The 20,281-nt window shown below is 73.2% G+C and carries 20 protein-coding genes; 4 read left to right on the top strand and 16 right to left on the bottom strand.

What is annotated here, in order from left to right:
• The first annotated feature begins 64 nt into the window (after nt 1-64).
• A complete protein-coding gene (locus tag QQK22_RS00625; RefSeq protein WP_284248602.1) occupies nt 65-664 on the top strand; it encodes a nucleotidyltransferase family protein in 600 nt (199 codons plus the stop codon).
• Between the two features lie 200 nt (nt 665-864).
• Here the strand turns inward: QQK22_RS00625 and QQK22_RS00620 are convergent, their stop codons facing one another.
• The 14 genes from QQK22_RS00620 to QQK22_RS00560 form a co-directional block, all read right to left on the bottom strand.
• On the bottom strand, nt 865-1,701 hold the full coding sequence (locus QQK22_RS00620; RefSeq protein WP_284248600.1) for an NAD(P)H-binding protein: 837 nt from the start codon (nt 1,699-1,701) through the stop codon (nt 865-867).
• Nucleotides 1,698-2,237: a TetR/AcrR family transcriptional regulator gene (locus QQK22_RS00615; RefSeq protein WP_284248598.1), complete on the bottom strand. Its 540-nt coding sequence runs from the start codon at nt 2,235-2,237 to the stop codon at nt 1,698-1,700. Before QQK22_RS00615 ends, QQK22_RS00620 begins: the two co-directional genes overlap by 4 nt.
• Before the next feature lie 30 nt (nt 2,238-2,267).
• Entirely contained in the window at nt 2,268-2,543 is a 276-nt protein-coding gene (locus tag QQK22_RS19095; RefSeq protein WP_431310116.1) for a hypothetical protein, read from the bottom strand.
• On the bottom strand, nt 2,525-3,766 hold the full coding sequence (locus QQK22_RS00610; RefSeq protein ID WP_431310115.1) for an MFS transporter: 1,242 nt from the start codon (nt 3,764-3,766) through the stop codon (nt 2,525-2,527). Before QQK22_RS00610 ends, QQK22_RS19095 begins: the two co-directional genes overlap by 19 nt.
• A 243-nt stretch (nt 3,767-4,009) precedes the next feature.
• Nucleotides 4,010-4,897: an alpha/beta hydrolase gene (locus QQK22_RS00605; RefSeq protein WP_284248596.1), complete on the bottom strand. Its 888-nt coding sequence runs from the start codon at nt 4,895-4,897 to the stop codon at nt 4,010-4,012.
• Nucleotides 4,898-5,092: 195 nt separating this feature from the next.
• Complete coding sequence (locus QQK22_RS00600; RefSeq protein WP_284248594.1) at nt 5,093-6,379, bottom strand: adenylosuccinate synthase; 1,287 nt, start codon at nt 6,377-6,379, stop codon at nt 5,093-5,095.
• A gap of 5 nt (nt 6,380-6,384) precedes the next feature.
• A complete protein-coding gene (locus QQK22_RS00595) occupies nt 6,385-6,927 on the bottom strand; it encodes a DUF3151 family protein (protein ID WP_284248592.1) in 543 nt (180 codons plus the stop codon).
• A gap of 84 nt (nt 6,928-7,011) precedes the next feature.
• Nucleotides 7,012-8,034: a class II fructose-bisphosphate aldolase gene (gene fbaA, locus QQK22_RS00590; RefSeq protein WP_284248590.1), complete on the bottom strand. Its 1,023-nt coding sequence runs from the start codon at nt 8,032-8,034 to the stop codon at nt 7,012-7,014.
• Between the two features lie 141 nt (nt 8,035-8,175).
• Nucleotides 8,176-9,090, bottom strand: a complete 915-nt coding sequence (locus tag QQK22_RS00585) for a hypothetical protein (protein ID WP_284248588.1) — start codon at nt 9,088-9,090, stop codon at nt 8,176-8,178.
• Between the two features lie 144 nt (nt 9,091-9,234).
• On the bottom strand, nt 9,235-9,891 hold the full coding sequence (locus QQK22_RS00580; protein ID WP_284248586.1) for a TrmH family RNA methyltransferase: 657 nt from the start codon (nt 9,889-9,891) through the stop codon (nt 9,235-9,237).
• Between the two features lie 11 nt (nt 9,892-9,902).
• Nucleotides 9,903-10,931, bottom strand: coding sequence for a DUF368 domain-containing protein (locus QQK22_RS00575; protein WP_284248584.1), 1,029 nt, complete (start codon nt 10,929-10,931; stop codon nt 9,903-9,905).
• Nucleotides 10,932-11,018: 87 nt separating this feature from the next.
• Entirely contained in the window at nt 11,019-11,600 is a 582-nt protein-coding gene (gene pyrE, locus QQK22_RS00570) for an orotate phosphoribosyltransferase (RefSeq protein ID WP_284248582.1), read from the bottom strand.
• Between the two features lie 263 nt (nt 11,601-11,863).
• On the bottom strand, nt 11,864-12,274 hold the full coding sequence (locus QQK22_RS00565; RefSeq protein WP_284248581.1) for a YchJ family protein: 411 nt from the start codon (nt 12,272-12,274) through the stop codon (nt 11,864-11,866).
• Entirely contained in the window at nt 12,271-13,050 is a 780-nt protein-coding gene (locus QQK22_RS00560) for an SDR family NAD(P)-dependent oxidoreductase (RefSeq protein ID WP_284248579.1), read from the bottom strand. Before QQK22_RS00560 ends, QQK22_RS00565 begins: the two co-directional genes overlap by 4 nt.
• A 93-nt stretch (nt 13,051-13,143) precedes the next feature.
• Here QQK22_RS00560 and QQK22_RS00555 point away from each other — a divergent pair, with 93 nt between their 5' ends.
• Genes QQK22_RS00555 through QQK22_RS00545 form a run of 3 tightly spaced genes read left to right on the top strand, consistent with a single transcriptional unit; the run spans nt 13,144 to nt 16,015 of the window.
• Nucleotides 13,144-13,923: an exodeoxyribonuclease III gene (locus QQK22_RS00555; RefSeq protein ID WP_284248577.1), complete on the top strand. Its 780-nt coding sequence runs from the start codon at nt 13,144-13,146 to the stop codon at nt 13,921-13,923.
• Nucleotides 13,923-14,927 (top strand): DUF4190 domain-containing protein, encoded by a 1,005-nt coding sequence (locus tag QQK22_RS00550; RefSeq protein WP_284248576.1) that lies wholly within the window; start codon nt 13,923-13,925, stop codon nt 14,925-14,927. Before QQK22_RS00555 ends, QQK22_RS00550 begins: the two co-directional genes overlap by 1 nt.
• Before the next feature lie 38 nt (nt 14,928-14,965).
• On the top strand, nt 14,966-16,015 hold the full coding sequence (locus QQK22_RS00545) for a septum formation family protein (RefSeq protein WP_284248574.1): 1,050 nt from the start codon (nt 14,966-14,968) through the stop codon (nt 16,013-16,015).
• A 101-nt stretch (nt 16,016-16,116) separates the two neighbouring features.
• Here the strand turns inward: QQK22_RS00545 and QQK22_RS00540 are convergent, their stop codons facing one another.
• Both QQK22_RS00540 and clpB read right to left on the bottom strand, forming a co-directional pair.
• Nucleotides 16,117-17,010, bottom strand: coding sequence for an LLM class flavin-dependent oxidoreductase (locus tag QQK22_RS00540; protein ID WP_284248572.1), 894 nt, complete (start codon nt 17,008-17,010; stop codon nt 16,117-16,119).
• Nucleotides 17,011-17,630: 620 nt separating this feature from the next.
• Nucleotides 17,631-20,237, bottom strand: coding sequence for an ATP-dependent chaperone ClpB (gene clpB / locus QQK22_RS00535; protein WP_284248570.1), 2,607 nt, complete (start codon nt 20,235-20,237; stop codon nt 17,631-17,633).
• Between the last annotated feature and the right edge of the window lie 44 nt (nt 20,238-20,281).

The following is a 20,281-nucleotide window of genomic DNA, read 5'->3' as shown; positions in this document are numbered from 1 at the left end:
CCCGCGCTACGCTCACGTGTCGCTTTCCGCCCGCGGCGCCCGCCCCCGTTCCGGAGGTCCCCCGATGGCCGATGACGGCGGCGCTCCCCTCGTGACCGGCCTGGTGCTGGCGGCCGGGCAGGGGCGCCGGTTCGGCGGCCCCAAGGCCCTCGCCGCGACCGCCGACGGCACCCCCTGGCTGCACCTGGCGGTCGCGGCGCTGCGATCGGGCGGATGCGCGGGCGTCGTCGTCGCCCTGGGTGCCGGTGCCGATGCGGCGCGGGCGTTGGTGCCGGAGGGGGCGGGCGTCGTCGTCGTGCCCGACTTCGCGCGCGGGCTGTCCGCGAGCCTGCGGGCGGGGCTACCGATCGCGCTCGACGGCGACGGCGGAGGGCGGGCCGACGCCGTCGTGGTCGTCACGGTGGACACGCCGAGCCTGCCGCCGTCCGCCGTCCGCCGGGTGCTGGGCTCCGGCATCGACGCCGCCCCCGAGCCGCGTGCCGCGCTCGCCCGTGCGACCTACCACGGCGCCCCGGGCCACCCGGTGCTGATCGGCCGCGACCACGTCCCGGGTGTCCTGGTCGAAGCCGACGGCGACGCCGGCGCGCGCGGCTACCTCACCGCTCACGACACGCTCGCGGTGGAGTGCGGCGACCTGTGGGACGGGGTGGACGTCGACACCTGAGCGGTCGATCAGAGCACGCCGGCGTCGTCGGCCCGAACAGCCTCCCCCGACCCGTCTCCGATCTGACCGCACCCGCACCCGCACCCGCACCCGCACCCGCACCCGCACGAGTCTCGGAGCTCGTCGACGGCCTGGCGACGCTCTATCTCCGCGCGCCACGACAGACGTCGTCGACCATCCGAACGGCTCTGCTCGGGGATCTACCTGCCGTTCCACGCACCGTCGTGGGCGGCGCGGTTCGCGAAGTCGTGGAAGTCGTGCGGGGCGCGGGCGAGGACGTCGTGGACGTGGGTGGTGGTGTTTCCGAGGTCGCCGGTGGCGATGGCGGCGTACAGGTCGACGAGCAGGTCGACGCCCTCCTTGGGCTCGCCCCGCTCCTCCTGCTCCTTCTCGTAGTCCTCGGCGGACACGGCGGTGTAGGTGATGGTTCTGCCGGTGGCCGCGCTCAGCTCGCGCGCGGCGTCCTGGAAGGTCAGGGCGCGGGGGCCGGTGAGCTCGTACTCCCGGCCGGCGTGGCCGTCCTGGGTGAGTGCGGTGGCTGCGACGGCGGCGATGTCGTCGGCGTCGATGAACGCCTCGCCTCCCTCGCCCGCGGGCAGGCGCAGCTCTCCTGAGGTGACGTAGGAGGCCAGGAAGTCCTCCGAGAAGGTCTGCATGAACCAGCGGAACCGCAGGACCGTCAGGTCCAGACCGGAGCTGGCCAGGGCCTGCTCCGCGTCGCGGACGGCCTGGAACGCCTCGCTGCCGTCATCGGGCACCGAGGCCAGCACGGCGCGAGTTGCACCGTGCTGGATGGCGAGCTTCCCGAAGTCGCGCAGCTGGTCCAGGGTGTCGGGGTCGTGCAGCGAGGCGGGGACGACGTAGACGGCCTTCACCCCGTCCAGGGCGCCGGGCCAGGTGTCGGGGTCCCGCCAGTCGAACGGCAGGCTGGTGGAGCGTGAGACTGCGCGCACCTCTTGGCCCTGGGAGCGCAGGAGGTCGGTGATGCGTCCTCCGGTCTTGCCGGTGGCACCGGTGACCAGGATCGTGTCGTTCACGGCGCGCTCCGGTCGGTGTCGCGAATGAGGTCGATGATGCGTTCGGCGGTGTCGTGGCGCTGCTCGGGAGGAATGCGTGTGCTGCCGATGACGTCGTTGACCCAGAGCCCGTCGGCGGCCAGGAGCGCGAGCGTGTAGGAGGGACCGTCGCTCGGCTGCGGGCGGGGTGCCCAGCGTTGCAGCACCTGGTCCCAGACGTCCTGGTTCTCGGTGTGGTGGCTGTCGAGGATCATCTGGACCTCGGCGCGGGTGGCTGGCGTGGCCGCCATGCTGATGTAGGCGATGAGGCGTTCGGTCGCGGTGCTCTGATCAGCGGGCTTGCCGCAGGCCGCTTCGAGCTGGTCCTCCCAGCGGCGGGCCATGTGCTCGTGGATGGCCGCGATCAGCTCCTCACGGGAGGGGAAGTGGTAGATGATCCCGCCGCGGGTGATGCCGGCGGCGGCCGCGACGGAGTCGAAGGTGACGGCGGTGATCCCCTCGGACTCGATCACGCCGGCCGCGGCGTCCAGGATCACGGTCCGTTTGCTCTCTCGCACGGAGCTTCCCTCTCTCGCGGGGACGTCTGGTCAGTGGTTCTCGGCGAACTCCATCGCCTGACTGCGGCGGCCGTAGGCGCGCAGGAGACGGTTGGTGACCACGGCCCCGATCGCCAGCATCGCACCCAGGACGATCATCGTGACCAGGTAGGCGGTGTCGAACGCCGTGGTTGCGGCCGCGATCACGTCGGCGTTCCCGTCGGCGGCGGCCAGCGCATCGGCCAGGCTCTCGCTGGCCACGTCCGGCGAGCCGGTGGGCAGGCGCACGGTGGAGGCGTAGACGAACGTCAGCAGGCTTCCCAGCACGGCGACCGCCGAGAGTGACCCCATCTCGTAGGAGACCTCTTCCACGGACGCAGCCATACCGGCCTTGCGGGGTGGGCGTTGCCCATGATCGCGGCCGAGGCGACCGAGAACGCTCCGCCCAGACCCATGCCGGTCACGATGAATCCGGCCACGAGCAGCATGAAAGTGTCGGTGGCGGCAGCGGTGATCGACAGCACCAGGCCCAGCGCTCCTACTCCCAGGCCACCGGAGATGATGAGCCGGAGGCCGAGCACGTCCAGGAACGCGGCGCCGAGCATGCCCGAGGGCAGCGCGCCGAGAGCGATCGCGGCCACCAGGAGACCTGCCTGCAACGGACTGAACCCCTCCACGAGCTGGAAGCGCTGGGTCGTGATGAGCTGCGCGCCGGCGATGGTGAACATCGCGAACGCCGCCGCCAGCACACCACCGCTGAAAGCCCGGTTGCGGAAGATCGAGAAGTCCAGCAGCGGCTCAGCCATCCGCCGCTGGCGCCGGACGAACGCGGTGAACCCGACGACGGCGGCCACGGCAGCGGCCGCGACCAGGGGCCAGTTCTGCGGGACGTGAGCCAGCTCCTTGATGAACAGCACCGTTCCCACCAGGCCCACCATCGCCTGGATCGAGGACAGCAGGTCCCACTTCTTCGTCGGGTCGGCGTCGTTGCGAGGCGCGATGATCGTGGTTGCGATCAGTGCGACGACCACGACGGGCACGTTGATCAGGAACACCGACCCCCACCAGAACCGCTCCAGCAGCAGTCCGCCCAGGATCGGACCCATGGCGGCCCCGATGACCGAGAGGCTGCCCCAGATCGCGATCGCTATGTTGCGCTCCTTCGCGTCATCGAACGTCAACCGGATCAGCGCCAGCGTCGCCGGCATCATCGAGGCGGCACCCACCGCCAGAAGGGCCCGGGAGGCGATCAGCATCCCCGGGCTCACCGAGAACGCTGCCGCCGCCGACGCCGCACCGAAGATCACCAGGCCCACCACGAACATCCGGCGATGACCGATCCGGTCACCCAACGTCCCGGCGCCCAGCAGCAGACCCGCCATCACCACCGGGTAGGCGTTGATGATCCACAACGCCGCCGACCCCGAGGCGCCCAGCTCCTCGGTCAGCGTGGGCAGTGCGGTGTACAGGATCGAGTTGTCCAGCGTGATCAGCAACAGCCCCGCGCCCACCGTCACCAACAACCACCAGCGCCGCTCGGACGCAGTCACGCTCTCCATCTCCTAGCTCTCTCCTGCCGCTCTCATACTATACAAACGTGTTAGTACAGTAGCATTGGCGGCAGTCGACCTCGGATTCCTGTCAGGTCCCCGTGAGGGGAGCGGGAGATGACCTGGCGCGTGCCGAAGTCACCTGGCACGCACGTCACGTGGACCGCTGCGACGAGAGCTGGGCCGCCCGAGCGGCACCGCCGGCGCCGCTCGCTGAGCCCGCGGCCAGCGCCCGCGCCGGCCTCAGGCTCGGCCGGCCGCTCCGCGAGCGTGATCGGCGATCGCCGGGACGAGCTCGGTCCAGGTCGCGGGCGGTGGTGCTTGGTGGCCGACTCCGTCCAGCACGACGAGACGTGCGTCGAGCGCCTCAGCGAGGGCCTCGCCGTGCGCCGGCGGGAAGAGGGGGTCGGCCGAGCCGTGGACGACGAGCGTGGGGATCCCGCGCAGCGCCGAGAGGTCGAGCGGCGTCGCGCTCTCCGCGACGACGAAGTGGTTCGAGGCCGACGCCATCGAGGCGCTGCGGTCCCACACGCGGCCGGCGAGGTCGCGCAGAGTCTCCTCGTCGAAACCTTCCGGGCCGGCATAGGGCCGCTCGCCGGCGACGAGCCAGTCGACGACGCTTCGCCGATCTCCCCACTGGGGGTCGGGGACGGTCTCCTCGAACGTGGCCAGGATGGTGGGGGTGGGTGGCGGCAGCTCGCGCCCGATGTCCCCCGCGGGGCTGGTTGAGAGCAGCACGAGCGCGTCCACGCGGTCGGGGTGCCGTGCCGCGACGCGCTGCGCCAGCCCGCCACCCATCGAGAGGCCCGCGACGGTGGTCGCGCGGACGCCGAACGCATCGAGCACGGCGATCGCGTCATCGGCGAGGTCGTCGGCCGTATAGTCCGGCTTGCCGGGCGGGCTCGTGGTCGACTCACCCGTGTCGCGCGGGTCGTACCGCATCACATGCACCCCGAGGCCTGCTATCCGGTCGCAGAAGTCGTCGGACCACCAGTCGCGTGACCAGGTGGCCCCGCCGAGAAGGATCAGCGACGGGTCTGCGAGGTCACCCAGACTCTGCGCGGCGATGCGCCCGGAACGCACCTCCACATCGAGATTCGTCCAGACCCGAGGCGTGCTCGCACCGTCCATGAGGCCCACCCTTCCAGGGCTGGCGTCGTGGCGTCCAGATGCAGAGACCCGCGAGCCGGCCGGGCGCTGAGGGGCTCAGGACGCCCGGTCCCGCCGTCGCGCTACCGCTTCGCCCCGAGCGCCCGGCGCTCCCGGAGACGACGGGACCGCCCGACGGCGAGTGACGCCGTCGGACGGTCCCGTGGTGGCCTGGTCTCAGCCCAGCAGGTCGTGGCGGGCGATGGTCGCCTCGCGCTGCGGGCCGACGCCGATCGCCGAGATCCGCGTGCCCGAGATGCGCTCGAGGTGCTCGACGTAGCGCTGCGCGTTGAGCGGCAGGTCCTCGAACGTGCGGGCGCCCGAGATGTCCTCCCACCAGCCGTCGAGGTGCTCGTAGATCGGCGTGGCGTGGTGGAACGCGGTCTGGTCGACCGGCATCTCCTCGTGCCGCACGCCGTCGACGTCGTAGGCCACGCAGACCGGGATCTTTTCGATGCCGGTGAGCACGTCGAGCTTGGTCAGCACGAGGTCGGTCAGCCCGTTGACGCGCGACGCGTAGCGCGCGATCACCGCGTCGTACCAGCCGCAGCGGCGCGAGCGGCCCGTGGTGACGCCGAACTCGCCGCCGGTCTTGCGCAGGTACTCGCCCATGTCGTCGAACAGCTCGGTCGGGAACGGGCCCTCGCCCACGCGCGTGGTGTACGCCTTGATGACGCCGACCACCCGGTCGATCCGCGTCGGACCGATGCCCGAACCGGTGCACGCGCCCGCGGCCGTGGCCGAGGAGGAGGTGACGAACGGGTAGGTGCCGTGGTCGACGTCGAGCATCGTGGCCTGGCCGGCCTCGAACAGGACGATCTCGCCGCGGTCGAGCGCCTCGTTCAGCACGAGCGAGGTGTCGGCCACCATCGGCTTCAGCCGGTCGGACCACGCCAGCAGCGCGTCGACCGTCTCGTCGATCGTCACCGCGCGCCGGTTGTAGACCTTGAGAAGGATCTGGTTCTTGAGCTCGAGGGCGCCCTCGATCTTCTCGCGCAGGATCTTCTCGTCGTACAGGTCCTGCACGCGGATGCCGACGCGGTTCATCTTGTCCGCGTACGTCGGGCCGATGCCGCGCCCGGTGGTGCCGATCTGGCGCTTGCCGAGGAAGCGCTCGGTCACCTTGTCCAGGGTGCGGTTGTACGGCGCGATGACGTGCGCGCTCGAGCTGACCAGCAGCCGCGAGGTGTCGACGCCGCGCGCGTCGAGGTGGTCGATCTCCGAGAACAGCACCTCGATGTCGACCACGACACCGTTGCCGATGACCGGCGTGACGCCGGGGCTGAGGATGCCGGAGGGCAGGAGGTGGAGGGCGTACTTCTCGTCACCGATCACCACGGTGTGCCCCGCGTTGTTCCCGCCGTTGAACTTCACGACGTAGTCCACGCGCGACCCGAGCTGGTCGGTCGCCTTCCCCTTGCCCTCGTCCCCCCACTGGGCTCCGACGACGACGACTGCTGGCATGCGACCTACTCCTGTTCCGTGGCGGCGGGCAGGTCGCCCACCGGGACGCCCTGCGCCAGGACGGCGGGGGCGGTCGGGTCCGAACCGTGCACGAACTCCGTGATGCGCGCGCTCTCCTCGACCTCGCCGATGGCGCGCGCGGCGTCACCGAGCGCGAGCAGCGCGGCGAGGAAGCCGCGGTTGGCGAGGTGGTCGACGGGCACGGGGCCCTGGCCGCGCCACCCGGCGCGGCGCAGCGCGTCGAGCCCGCGGTGGTAGCCGACGCGCGCGTAGGCGTAGGCGGCGACGGCGTGCGCGACGTCGTCCGCGGCCGCGGGTGCGTCGAGCGCCTCCAGCGCGTCGAGCTCGAGCCGGGCCAGCAGCGCCCACGCGAGGCTCGAGTCGGGGTGGGCTGCCGCGGCGGCGCGCAGGGCGCCGACGTCGCTGCCGTCCACGACGCCGTCGCGCGCGCCGAGCTCGGCCATGACGACGAGGTCGGGGTGGCTGTCGGGCAGGCGGGTCGACGGCGGGCCGACGCTGACGCCGAGGCCCAGGTTCTCGTGGCTCACGTGTTCATCCTCTCCGGGGCGCGCGGGCGGGCGGGTGGCCCTGTGACCTCGGGGCCACCCGCCCGCACCGCGCGACGGGCGCGATCAGGAGATCTTGTGCCCGGCGCTGCGCAGCTGCTGCGCGGCCTCGACGATGCGGGCGGCCATGCCGGCCTCGGCCAGCTTGCCCCACGCGCGCGGGTCGTAGGCCTTCTTGTTGCCGACCTCGCCGTCGACCTTCAGCACGCCGTCGTAGTTGCTGAAGATGTGCCCGACGACGGGGCGCGTGAACGCGTACTGCGTGTCCGTGTCGATGTTCATCTTGATGACGCCGTTGTCGACGGCCTCGGAGATCTCCTGGGCCGTCGAACCCGAACCGCCGTGGAAGACCAGGTCGAACGGGTTGGTCTTGCCGAGCTCGGCGCCGACCGCGTCCTGGATCTCCTTGAGGATCGCCGGGCGGAGCTTGACCGCACCCGGCTTGTAGACGCCGTGCACGTTGCCGAACGTCAGGGCGGTCAGGTAGCGGCCCTTCTCGCCCGAGCCGAGCGCGCGGACCGTCGCGAGACCGTCCTCGACCGTGGTGTACAGCTTGTCGTTGATCTCGGCCTCGTGGCCGTCCTCCTCGCCACCCACGACGCCGACCTCGATCTCGAGGATGGTGCGCGCGGCCTGGCTCAGCTCGAGCAGCTCGGCGGCGATGACGAGGTTCTCGTCCAGCGGGATGTCGCTGCCGTCGAACATGTGCGACTGGAACAGCGGGTTCTCGCCGCGCTTGACCTGCTCGGCCTCGTGGGCCAGGAGCGGGCGGACCCAGGAGTCGAGGTTCTTCTTGACGCAGTGGTCGGTGTGCAGCGCGATGGTGACGCCGTAGTTCTTCGCGACCTCGGTCGCGTACGCGGCCAGGGCGAGCGAGCCGGAGACGCGGTCCTTGATCGTCGAGCCGGACGCGTACTCCGCGCCACCGACCGAGACCTGGATGATGCCGTCGCTCTCCGCCTCGGCGAAGCCCTGGATCGCGGCGGTGACGGTCTGCGAGGAGGTGATGTTGACCGCGGGGTAGGCGAACGAGCCGGCCCGGGCGCGGTCGATCATCTCGGCGTAGGACTCGGGGGTTGCGATAGGCATGGGTGCTCCTCGGATTTCTCGTCGACTCCGGTACCGCCCAAGTCTGTCAGATGCCGCCGACACGCCGCCCGCCCCGTCCGGTGCGTGGCGCACGGACGGGGCGGGCCGGGGCGTGGGTGGGTGTGGGTGGGCGTCACCCGGTCACGGGCAGAGGTCGCCCTCCGGCACGCCGCGGGCGCAGATCGAGTAGCTGTCGACCCGCTCGACGGGGTTCCCGGCATCGGTCGGGATGAGCTCCACCACGAGCCGCTCACCCCGCACCGAGTCGTCCGCGTAGTCCCAGACGTCGATCACGAACGTCAGGTCGCTGCTCTTGGGGTCGAACTCGGACGGGATCGCGTAGGCCTCGGGGTCGCGGGAGTTGGCGGTCGCCCAGCTGCTACCGATCGCGGCCAGCGTCTCCGGCGCCGTCGAGGACTCGATGTCTCCCACCTGGTCGGTGACGTCACGCGGCTCGGTGGTCAGAGCGCCGAGGTGCATGCTCGGGACCCAACCCACGCCGTCGCTCAGCGTGACCTCCCACCAGGCCGTGTCGCCCGCGACGACCTCGCGCCCGGTCAGCGCCACGTCGTTGAGCGGGTCGAGGGCGGCGACCTCGGCGGACTCGGTGGACGGCTCGCCGCGCACGACGAGCACCTGGCCGTGGTCGACCCCCACGACGTCGAGCAGCGTTCCCTCACCGCCGAAAACCGGCTGACCCACCGGGGCCGGCAGGGCGTCGTCGGCGAGCGCTGCGGTCCCGCCGACGGCGCCGGTCGCGCTGCCGTCGTCGGCCCGGATGAACGCCGAGGTGGTGTCAGCCCCGTCGGCCGCAGGAGCCTCGCTCGCAGCGGGGTCAGCGGTGCCGGCGTCGTCGGCCGGGGCCGAGGTGGCCGTCTCGGCCGGCTCGACCGACACGGTCTCGGTCACGGTCGGGCTCGCGTCGGACGCCTCGGTCCCGGCGTCGGCCTCGGACGCGGTGCAGGCGCTCAGCACGAGCGCGGCGGCGGCCGCGACGGCGGCGGCGCCGGTGGTGGTCGTGATGTTCCGGACGTGGTTCGGTCGACGGTTCGTCATGGGACCTCTCCTCGTGCAGGCGGCACGGTCATCCTGCGGCCGGTCACCCGGCTTCCCCTTCGATCCCCGCCCACGTGTGGATCGGAGGTGTTCGTGCCCGTCGACCGTAGCGAGGTCGCCGTCCGAACCTCCACCCCCGGCGTCTCAGCGAGCGAGATGCTGGGTGGCCCAGGCGAACATCGCGACGGCCGCGGCGGCTCCGGCATTGATCGACCGGGTCGAGCCGTGCTGCGTGATGTGGCGGATCTCGGCGCACGCCCGCTGCATCTCCTCGCTCAGCCCGGGGCCCTCCGACCCGAACACGAGAACTGTCCGCATGGGAAGACGAAACGTCTCGATGGGGGTGGATCCCGGCACGTTGTCGATGCCGACGACAACCACGCCCTCACTCTCGGCCCAGGCGGCGAAGGCCGCGACGTCGGGGTGGTGGTGGACGTGGAGGTAGCGGTCGGTGACCATCGCGCCGCGCCGGTTCCACCGCCGTCGCCCGACGACGTGCACGCCCGCGACGTTGTAGGCGTTGGCGGTGCGCACGATCGAGCCGATGTTCGCATCGTGCTCGAGGTTCTCGATAGCGACGTGCAGGGGTGCACGTCGGGTGTCGAGGTCGGCGACGATCGCCTCGAGCCGCCAGTAGCGGTAGCCGTCGACGACGTTGCGCCGGTCGCCGTGCTCGAGCAGCTCGGGGTCGTAGCGCTCGTCCTCGGGCCAGGCCTCGCGCCCGCCCGGCCACGGGCCGACCCCGACCTCGCGCTCGGGCGTGGGCCCGCCGTCGTGCTCGCCGTCGATGTCGCCGTCCACTGCGAGCCCGGTCAGGGGGTCACGACAACGGGGCTGTCGTGGCGGTGCTCCCACCACAGCGCGAGGGCGACGACGGCGCCGCCCCCGACCGCGAGGGCGATCGCGACGGCGAGCTCGCCACCGCTCGGAGGCGCGACGACCGCGGTGCCGTCCTGCCACGGCCACAGCGCGCGCAGCGATCCCACCATGAGACCCGTCAGCACGGCCATGGTGGCCTGACGGCGGTGGTGCAGCAGCCAGCGCAGCACCTTCACGAACGAGCCGAGCCCGACGGCGGCCCCCAGCATGAACACCCCGATGAAGGCGAGGTCCCGCGAGGCGAGCGCCTGCTGGATCGGGACGTACAGGCCGAGCGCGAGGAGCACGAACGAGCCCGAGACACCGGGAACCACGAGCGCGTTGATGGCGACGGCGGCGCCCACGAACACCAGCCACAGCGGCGGGCTCTCGAGCTCGAGCGCGGGCAGGCCGGTCAGCGTGAACGCCGCGACGGCGCCAACCGCGGCCAGCGCGTAGTCACGCACGCGGAACCGGTGCGGCGCGAGGCCCAGCGGCACGAGGACCGACACGGCGATCATCCCGAAGAAGACGGCGCTGACCTGCACCGGGTGCGCCTCGAGAAGGGGCGCGACGACGCTGAGCGTCGCCAGCAGCACGACCGCCATCCCGCCCAGGACCGGGGCGAGGAAGCGCCAGTCGATCTCGCCCAGCGCAGAGCGCAGGTCGGCCCCGCTGCGCCGGCGCAGCACGACGCCGACGGCGATGCGCGCCACGTGCACGAGCGCCCCGGCCGCGTCGATCAGCCGGTCGAAGAGCCCCACGACGAGGGCGACCGTGCCGCCCGAGATGCCGGGCACGCCCTCGGCGGCTCCGACGAAGCCGCCCCGCAGGGCCAGGCCGGGCGCGTCGCGCCAGCGGGCGCGGGCGACGGCGGGGGCCTCGTCGACCGCCTCCGTCGCGGTCCCGTGCGGGGGTGTGGGCGACGTGCTGGCCGTGGTGGGGTCGGCGTCGGTGGAGCGGTCGATCGAGGAGGAGGTCACGAGGGCCTTCGGTCGGGGTCGGGCGGGTGGTGCGGTGCGCTCGGGCGGGTGGTGCGGCGCGGTGTCGTCGTGCGGTGGTCGGGCTCGTCAGCGCGTGGCGGGCAGCCCGAGGTCGGCGGTGTCGAGGATCCACAGGTAGGGCAGGCCGGTCTGCGCCACGGCCTCGCGCGCCCCCGTGTCGCGGTCGACGACGACGGCGCACGCCACGACCTCGGCGCCCGCGGCCCGCAGCGCCTCCACGGCCTGGAGCACGCTGCCGCCGGTGGTCGAGGTGTCGTCGAGCGCGACGACCTTCTTCCCCGCGACGTCGGGGCCCTCGACCTGGCGGCCCATGCCGTGCGTCTTGGCGGACTTGCGGACCACGAACGCGTCGAGCTCGAGCCCGCGCGAGGCGGCGGCGTGCAGCATCGCGGCGGCGACGGGGTCGGCGCCCATCGTGAGGCCGCCGACGGCGTCGATCTCCTGGGGCCCGAAGCCCTCCTCCTCGAGACGGTCCAGCAGCAGGTGGCCGATGAGCGGCGCCGCCTCGTGGTGCAGCGTGGCGCGACGCATGTCGACGTAGTAGTCGGCCTCGCGCCCGGAGGCGAGGGTGACCCGGCCGTGCACGACGGCGAGGTCGGCCACGAGGGCGGCGAGTCGGGACTTGGGGGTGTCGGCAGTGGCGCTCACGGAACCCGAGCGTATCGGCCCGCCGCGACCCACCCCTCCCCAGCCCGCCCGTTCTGCTCCCCGCGCCACGTTGCGCACCCTCCCCCTGGTCGAGAACGCTCGGCGCTGCTCGGAGACGCTTCCGAAGCAGCACCGGGCGTTCTCACGAGGCGGCCGGTCCGTCGAGAACGCTCCCTGCTGCTCGCCAGACGCGTCCGAGCAGCACCCGGCGTTCTCGGCGGGGCCTGCCGAGGATCGTGGCGGGCGCGGGGCGACGCGTGCGGTCAGCGGCGGCGGACGTCGCCGTCGACGTACAGCCACGTCCCGCCCGGCCGCACGAAGGTGCTGACCTCCTCCAGCACCCCGCGCTCGGCGCGACCGCGCCAGCTCGCCCGGAAGTGCACGGTGCCCGTCACGTCGTCCGGCCCGCCCCCGGCGGTGTCGACGACCTGCAGCCCGACCCACGCGACGTCGTCGTCCAGGTCGAGCTCGGCCGGCCGCGTGCTCGGGTGCCAGGTGCGCGTCAGGTGCGCGACGTCGCGGCGCGCGTACGCGGCGAAGCGCGAGCGCATGAGCGCCTCGGCGGTCGACGGCGTCGCCTCCCCCGCCAGGTACGGAGCGCAGCACACCGCGAACGAGCGACGGCTGCGGCAGGGGCAGCGCTCGCCGTCGCGATCCTCGCTCGGACCCGTCATCGCCGGTGGCTCCCCAGCCCGCGCACGACGGCGGTGGGCAGGGCCCGCAGGAGCGCCGAGATCGCGCGGTAGCGCAGCGACGGCGTGACCTCCACGCGACCCCGACGCACCGCCTCGAGGGCGTCCGCGACCACGCTGTCCGCCTCGAGCCAGGCCGCGGCCGGGTACGGGCGCTTCGCCATCCCGAGCCGGGCGTGGAACTCGGTCCGGGTGAACCCGGGGTTCACGACGGTCGCCGTCACGCCGGTGCTGCGCAGCTGGTGCGCGAGCCCCTGCGTGAAGGTGTTCAGCCACGCCTTGTGCGCGGCGTAGGTGCCGGACAGCGTGAGCGCCGCGACCGATCCGACGTTGAGGATCGCGCCGTGACCGCGCGGGACCATCGAGTCGACGGCGGCCCGCGTCAGCACGAGCACCGCGCGGACCATGACGTCGAGCGCCGCGATCTCCGAGTCGAGGTCGCTGCGCACGAACGGGCGCGCGACGCCGAAGCCCGCGTTGTTCACGAGGAGGTCGACGGCCCTGTCCTCGCTGCCCTCGCTGCCCTCGCCGCCCTCGCGCAGGCGGGCGGCCACGCGCGCGACGTCGTCGTCCACCGAGAGGTCGGCCGGCAGCACCTCGACCTCGACCCCCGCGCTCGCCCGCAGCTGCGCCGCGAGCGTCTCGAGCCGCGCCTCGTCGCGCGCGACGAGCACGAGGTCCTCGCCGTCCTCCGCGAGCTGCCACGCGAGCTCGCGGCCCAGCCCGGCGCTGGCACCGGTGATCAGAGCGGTTCCCATCGCCCCATCATCGCGCGGCGCACGAGGTGGCGGGCGGGGCGGGTCCGCCGTCGCGCCCGCCGTCAAGTCGGTGCACGCCGGTACGTTGGAGCCATGCTGATCGCCACCTGGAACGTCAACTCCGTCCGCGCCCGCGTCGATCGCGTGACGGCGTTCCTGGAGCGCAGCGGCGTGGACGTGCTGGCGATGCAGGAGACCAAGTGCAAGGACGAGCAGTTCCCCGTGATGCCGTTCGAGGCGATCGGGTACGAGGTCGCGCACCACGGTCTCAGCCAGTGGAACGGCGTCGCGATCGCCTCCCGCGTGGGGCTCGAGGACGTGGCGGCCTCCTTCCCGCAGCAGCCCGGCTGGGGCGAGCCGCTCGCGGCCGAGGCGCGCGCGATCGGGGCGACCTGCGGCGGGGTGCGGGTCTGGAGCCTGTACGTCCCGAACGGCCGCACGATCGAGGACCCGCACTACACCTACAAGCTCGACTGGCTCGGCGCGCTCCGCGACAGTGCGCAGGAGTGGGCGACGTCGTCGACCCCCACCCTGCTCACCGGTGACTGGAACATCGCCCCGCGCGACGAGGACGTGTGGGACCGCGCGTTCTTCGAGGGCTCCACGCACGTGACGGAGCCGGAGCGCGACGCGCTGACCGCGATCGAGGACACCGGTTTCACCGAGCTGACGCGGCAGTTCACGCCCGGCGAGTACACGTACTGGGACTACACGCAGCTGCGGTTCCCGAAGCGCCAGGGCATGCGCATCGACCTCGCCCTCGGCAACGAGAGCGCGACGGCGCGGCTCGCCGGTGCGCGCATCGACCGCGAGGAGCGCAAGGGCAAGGGCGCGAGCGACCACGCCCCCGTGATCGTGGAGCTGGCCGACTGATGGCGCGGCCACCGGGCGGACACGGCTCCTCGGGCGACCCGGGCGCGTCCGGCACGCCGGAGGTGCCCGCCGTCCCGACCATCCCCCAGGCCGGGCCCGGTGCGGGCGGTGGCCCCGCCCCCACGGCGTGGGACCCGGGGTCCTCGCGCAGCCCGTACGCCGCGGCGCCCCCGCCCTCGGCGCCGGGCGCGGCCCCGCCCTCGGCGCCGGGTGCCGTGCCGCCGGCCGGGCCGCAGCAGCCTGCGTGGCCGGCGCCGTCGCCGTACGGGAGCGGTCCGACCGGGGCGGGTGCGCCGCCGTCGTCACCGGGGCAGCCGGCCGGGGCGTTCTCGTCGCCACCGTCGGAGATGGCGGGGCAGTCGGCCGGGGCGGGCCCGTCGTTCGCGATGCCGCAGCTCACGCAGGCGCCGCTCGACGCGGTCTCCGTGGCCGCCGTCGTGACCGGTGTGCTCGCCACGGGCCCGGTGGCGCTCGTGCTGGGACTCGTCGGGCTCCGACGGACCACGCGGTCGTGGCTGCGGAGCCCGCGGATCGCCGTGACCGGAATCGTGCTCGGCGCGGTCGGCAGCATCGCGTGGGTGGTGGTCGCGATCGTGGCTGCCCTCGGTGGGTTCGGCGCGTCCGGGGGTGTGGCGGAGCCGGGCGACGTCGCCGAGCCTCGGGTCGTGCACCCGTCGCTCACGGCGGCGGGCAACTGCGTCGAGGCGCTGCCCGTGCAGCAGGAGGTCGGCGAGCTCACGCTCGTGCCGTGCGCGACCCCGCACGCCGCGCAGGTGCTCACGACCTGGGAGGTCGAGGACGCGACCTACCCCGGCCCGGAGGCGATCCTGGCCGATGCGACCGAGCGCTGCGACGGCGAGCTCGCCGACCGCGGCCTCGACGACGCCGCCCACCTCGCCTGGCCCCTCGTGCCGGCACCGGGCGGCTGGGACGAGGGTCAGCGCACCGCGAGCTGCCTCGTCCGCTCGGCCGGCGCCCCGCTCACGGAGGACCTGCTGGGCTGACCCGGCGCTCGCCGTCGCGATCCGTGTAGTTTCGGGGCATGACCGACCCCTGGGGCCCGCCCGACCCGTCGCGTCCGGGGCCGTCCGCGGCGCAGCCGGGCGGTGAGCCGCACCCCGGGTACGGGCAGCCGGGCGGGTCCGGTCCGGGGTATCCGCAGCAGGGCGCTCCCGCGCAGAGCTACCCCCAGCAGCCCCAGCAGCCCCAGCAGCCCCAGCAGCCCCAGCAGCCCCGAGCACAGCCGTACGGCCAGCCGTCCCACCCGCAGCAGGGGGCGCCCGCGCAGGGGTACCCCCAGCAGCCCCCGGCACAGCCGTACGGCCAGCCGTCCCAGCCGCAGCCGGGTGCGGCCGCGCAGGGCTACGCGTACCAGCAGCCCGCCGCCCAGCAGGGCTACGCGCAGCCGGGCTACTCGCCGCAGGGCGCGCCGCCGCAGGGCCCGCCGCCGCAGCAGCCGCCGCGACCGACGCCGAGCACCGGTGCGGGGATGGGGTGGCTGGGCGCCGGTCTCGGGGTCGTGCTCGGACCGCTCGGCATCGTCCTCGGAGTCATCTCCCTGACCCGCGCCAAGCGGGCCCGCGCCTCGCGCGTGCCGGGAACGGTCGCCGTCGTGGTCGGTTCGGTGTCGATCCTGGCGATCGTCGCGTTCGTCCTGCTGCGCCTGTTCAGCGGCGTCTTCGGACCGCCGGTGCTGAGCGACAACCCGGGCGACGTCGACTCGGAGCGCAGCGTCGAGGCCGCCGACCTCGCCCCGGGCAACTGCCTGGAGGCGTTCGACGACCTGGCGAGCGAGTACACGCAGGTGCCGTGCTCGGAGCCCCACGCGGCCGAGGTCGTCCACACCTACGTGCCCGACGGCGGCGCCTACCCCGGTGAGGACGCGATCATCACCGAGGCGAACGACGTCTGCTACGAGGCGGTCGTCTCCGAGATCCCCGCGGGGACCATCACCGACGACCTGAGCTTCGGTGGCTGGTTCCCCGACATCTCCGACTGGGACGACGGCGACCGGCAGGTCTCCTGCGTCCTGTACGGGGAGGACGTCGAGCTCACCGGGAGCGCGATCGCGGGGGACCTCACGGTCGGCTGAGCACACCTGGGATCCGTGTCCTCGGGCGGGCACGGTCCGGGGTCGGCACGTGACCGACCCAGACCCGTACCGGGCCGACGTCGGCCGGCGAGAGGTCGACCTCAGTCGAGCGCGGCGAGCGTCGGGGCGAGCTCCGCGATCCCTGCGTAGATCGTCTCGTCGAGGGCGAACTGCGTGTCGGGGATCGGGTCGTGGACCACGATCTCGGTGATGCCGAGCGCGGCGTGCGCGTGCGCGAAGTCCTCGAAGGCGTCGACCGAGGCGAACGCGTCCTCGGGCAGGAATCCCGTGAGCAGCACCCGTTCGATGCTCGCGGGATCGCGGTTCTCGGCGGCGCAGGCCGCCTCCAGCCGTTCCATCTGCCGCGCGATCGCCGCACGCGACTGCGCGGCGGTGCCGTCCTCGAAGGTGGCCGGGTCGCCGGTCGTGACCCACGCCTGGCCGTACCGGGCGGCGAGCTTCAGGCCGCGCGGCCCGGTCGCGGCGACGGCGAACGGCACCCGCGGGCGCTGCACGCACCCCGGGATCGTGCGCGCTTCGTGCGCCGAGAAGTACTCGCCGTCGACCGTGACGTCCGGCGTGGTCAGCAGGCGGTCGAGGTGGTCGACCAGCTCGGCGAACCGGTCGGCGCGCTGTCGCGGGGTGAGGGCCGGCAGGCCGAGCGCGGCGGCGTCGAACCCGTCCGTGCCCGCGCCGAGGCCGAGCGTGACGCGTCCGCCCGAGACGTCGTCGAGCGTCATGACGTCCTTGGCGAGGGTGACGGGGTGGCGGAAGTTCGGCGTCGTGACGAGGGTGCCGAGGCGCATCCGCTCGGTCACGGCGGCCGCCTGCGCCAGGGTGAGGAGCGCGTCGTACCAGGGTCCGTCGCGGAAGGTGCGCCAGGAGAGGTGGTCGTAGGTGTAGGCCGTCGCGAACCCGAGGTCCTCGGCCCGGCGCCAGCGGGCGACGGCCTCGGCGCGGGCGTGCACGGGCAGGATGACGGTGCTCAGACGCATCCAGCGAACCTACCGCGAGAGCTTTGCGGACCCTCCCCGAGAGGATTGTCGACGTACCCCGAGAGGATTGCCGACCCTCCCCGAGAAGATTGCCGACGTACCCCGAGTGGATCGCTGACGTATCGCGAGAGGATCGCCGACCTACCGCGAGAGCTCTACTGCCCCTCCGCGAGCGGATTACCGACATACCTCGAGGTAGCCGCCGAGCTGCCCCAGTCCCTCGAGGACGCACCCGGGGAGGGGCGACGAGGCGGTCCGGCCGGGCGCACACCGCGCCCTCGATCTCGCTCGGAGCGGCTGGCCCTCGCCCACAGCGGCTGGCGGCACCTGGTCCGATATGTCCGACCCCCTGACCTGCGGCTATACCTGACGCGAAGCCGCCTGTGCGCCGCTGGCCGCTCACAGCGAGACGCAGCCGCTGTCAGCGAGGGCCGCCGCGGACGTCGCCAGACCTCTCGCGGTAGGTCGCCAATGCTCTCGGGGTACGTCAGCAGTCCTCTCGGGAAGGGTCGGCAATCCTCTCGCGGTACGTCACCAGTCCTCTCGGGGAGGGTCGGCAATCCTCTCGCGGTACGTCAGCAAAGCTCTCGCGAAGGGGTGGGTCCTCGCGGGGGCGCCGCTCAGGCGGGCGTCAGGGTGAGGCCCTCGGCGTCGTCGGGCGCACGGTCCACGCGCACCGCGCCACCGTCGAGCACCTGCCCGCCCAGCAGCATCCGGGCCAGCGGGTCGCCGATCGAGCGCTGCACCAGCCGGCGCAGCGGCCGCGCCCCGTACGCCGGGTCGTAGCCCTCGAGCGCCAGCCACTCGCGCGCCGCGGGCGTGACCTCCAGGCGCAGCCGGCGGTCCGCCAGCCGCGCCCCGAGCCGGTCCAGCTGCAGGTCCACGATCGAGCCGAGCTCCTCCAGCGAGAGTGCGTCGAAGATCACGACGTCGTCCAGCCGGTTGAGGAACTCCGGCCGGAACGCGAGTCGCACCGCGTCCATCACGACGGCGCGCCTCGCCTCCTCCTCCAGCGTCGGGTCCACGAGGGCGTGCGACCCGAGGTTGGACGTCAGCACGAGGATCACGTTGCGGAAGTCGACCGTGCGCCCCTGCCCGTCGGTGAGCCGCCCGTCGTCGAGCACCTGCAGCAGCACGTCGAAGACCTCCGGGTGCGCCTTCTCGACCTCGTCCAGCAGCACGACCGAGTACGGCCGGCGCCGCACGGCCTCGGTGAGCTGCCCGCCCTCCTCGTACCCCACGTACCCCGGAGGCGCCCCGACCAGCCGCGCCACCGAGTGCTTCTCGCCGTACTCCGACATGTCGATCCGCACCATCGCGCGCTCGTCGTCGAACAGGAAGTCCGCGAGCGACTTCGCGAGCTCGGTCTTGCCGACACCCGTCGGCCCGAGGAACAGGAACGACCCGGTCGGCCGGTCGGGATCGGCGATGCCCGCCCGCGAGCGCCGCACGGCGTCGGACACGGCGGCGACGGCGGCGCGCTGGCCGATCAGCCGCTCGCCGAGCACGTCCTCCATCCGCAGGAGCTTCGCGGTCTCGCCCTCGAGCAGCCGGCCGGCCGGGATGCCGGTCCACATCGCCACGACCTCGGCGATCTCGTCCGTGCCGACCTTGTCCGCGATCATCGGCGCGACGGCGGAGGGCACCTCCGCCCCCTCCTCGAGCTCCGCGTCGGCGATCTCCCGCTCGACGGCGGGGATCTCCCCGTTCGCGAGTCGCCCCGCCGCGTCGTAGTCGCCCTCGCGCACCGCCCGGTCGTAGGCCGTGCGCAGCTCGTCGAGCCGCACGCGCAGGTCCCCGACCCGGTTCGTCCCGGCCTTCTCCGCCTCCCAGCGCGCGGTCAGGCCCGCGAGCTCCTCCGAACGGTCCGCGATGTCGCGGCGCAGCTTCTCCAGTCGCTCGAGGGTCGCCTCGTCCCGGGAGTCGCTGTCGCCACCCTCGGACAGGTAGGCCTCCTCCATCCGCAGGCGGTCGACGGCGCGGCGCAGCACGTCGATCTCCACCGGCGAGGAGTCGAGCTCCATCCGCAGGCGCGAGGCGGCCTCGTCCACGAGGTCGATCGCCTTGTCGGGCAGCTGCCGGCCGGTGATGTAGCGGTCGGACAGCGTCGCGGCGGCCACGAGCGCGCCGTCGGAGATCGTGACCTTGTGGTGCGCCTCGTAGCGCGGCGCGATCCCGCGCAGGATCGCCACCGTGTCCTCGACCGAGGGCTCCCCCACGAACACCTGCTGGAAGCGCCGCTCGAGCGCGGGGTCCTTCTCGATGTTCTCGCGGAACTCGTCGAGAGTCGTGGCACCGATCATGCGCAGCTCACCGCGCGCGAGCATCGGCTTGAGCATGTTGGAGGCGTCCATCGCGCCCTCGCTCGCGCCGGCGCCCACGACCGTGTGCAGCTCGTCGATGAACGTGACGACCTCGCCGTCGCTCCCCCGGATCTCCTCGAGCACGGCCTTGAGCCGCTCCTCGAACTCGCCGCGGTACTTCGCGCCGGCGATCATCGAGCCGAGGTCGAGCGAGATCAGGCGCTTGCCGCGCAGGGACTCGGGCACGTCGCCGTCGACGATCCGCTGCGCCAGCCCCTCGACGACCGCCGTCTTGCCGACGCCCGGCTCACCGATGAGCACCGGGTTGTTCTTGGTGCGGCGCGAGAGCACCTGCACCACGCGCCGGATCTCGGAGTCGCGCCCGATCACGGGGTCGATGCGCCCCTCGCGGGCGCGGGCGGTGAGGTCCTGGCCGTACTTGTCGAGCGCCTGGAACGTCCCCTCGGGGTCGGGTGACGTGACGCGCCCCTGACGCACCGACGGCAGCGCGGCGACGAGCGCGTCGCGCGACGTCCCGGCCGAGCGCAGGATCTCGCCCGCGCTGCCGGTGTCGGCGGCCAGCGCGAGCAGCAGGTGCTCGGTCGAGACGTAGTCGTCGCCGAGCGCACGGGCCTCCTCGCCCGCCTGGGAGACGACGGCGAGGAGAGCGCGCGAGGGCTGCGGCTGCGCCGTCGTGGCGCCGCGCGCCCCGGGCAGGGTCGCCGCGACGCCGTCGGCCCGGCGGGCGACCTCCCCCAGATCGGTCCCCTGCGCGGTCAGGAGCGCGACGGCGATCCCGTCGGCCTGCTCCAGCAGCGCGGACAGCAGGTGGACGGGTTCGAGATGGGGGTTGCCCGCCCGCGTGGCACGGCCGAGCGCGGCGGCCACCGCCTCCTGCGACCTGGTCGTCAGCTTGTCGTTCACGGTGTCCTCCCGGCACGGATCGTCTGGTGCTCAGGTCAACCGGG

Source organism: Litorihabitans aurantiacus, from assembly GCF_030161595.1.
In the GTDB taxonomy this organism is placed as follows: domain Bacteria; phylum Actinomycetota; class Actinomycetes; order Actinomycetales; family Beutenbergiaceae; genus Litorihabitans; species Litorihabitans aurantiacus.
This window is presented reverse-complemented; position numbering and strand designations above follow the sequence as displayed.

Bases quoted from the DNA above. Each gene is read 5' to 3' on its own strand.
- QQK22_RS00625 (WP_284248602.1), top strand. From the start codon at position 65: ATGGCCGATGACGGCGGCGCTCCCCTCGTGACCGGCCTGGTGCTGGCG.
- QQK22_RS00605 (WP_284248596.1), bottom strand. From the start codon at position 4,897: ATGGACGGTGCGAGCACGCCTCGGGTCTGGACGAATCTCGATGTGGAG.
- QQK22_RS00600 (WP_284248594.1), bottom strand. From the start codon at position 6,379: ATGCCAGCAGTCGTCGTCGTCGGAGCCCAGTGGGGGGACGAGGGCAAG.
- fbaA (WP_284248590.1), bottom strand. From the start codon at position 8,034: ATGCCTATCGCAACCCCCGAGTCCTACGCCGAGATGATCGACCGCGCC.
- QQK22_RS00585 (WP_284248588.1), bottom strand. From the start codon at position 9,090: ATGACGAACCGTCGACCGAACCACGTCCGGAACATCACGACCACCACC.
- QQK22_RS00565 (WP_284248581.1), bottom strand. From the start codon at position 12,274: ATGACGGGTCCGAGCGAGGATCGCGACGGCGAGCGCTGCCCCTGCCGC.
- QQK22_RS00560 (WP_284248579.1), bottom strand. From the start codon at position 13,050: ATGGGAACCGCTCTGATCACCGGTGCCAGCGCCGGGCTGGGCCGCGAG.
- QQK22_RS00555 (WP_284248577.1), top strand. From the start codon at position 13,144: ATGCTGATCGCCACCTGGAACGTCAACTCCGTCCGCGCCCGCGTCGAT.
- QQK22_RS00550 (WP_284248576.1), top strand. From the start codon at position 13,923: ATGGCGCGGCCACCGGGCGGACACGGCTCCTCGGGCGACCCGGGCGCG.
- QQK22_RS00545 (WP_284248574.1), top strand. From the start codon at position 14,966: ATGACCGACCCCTGGGGCCCGCCCGACCCGTCGCGTCCGGGGCCGTCC.
- QQK22_RS00540 (WP_284248572.1), bottom strand. From the start codon at position 17,010: ATGCGTCTGAGCACCGTCATCCTGCCCGTGCACGCCCGCGCCGAGGCC.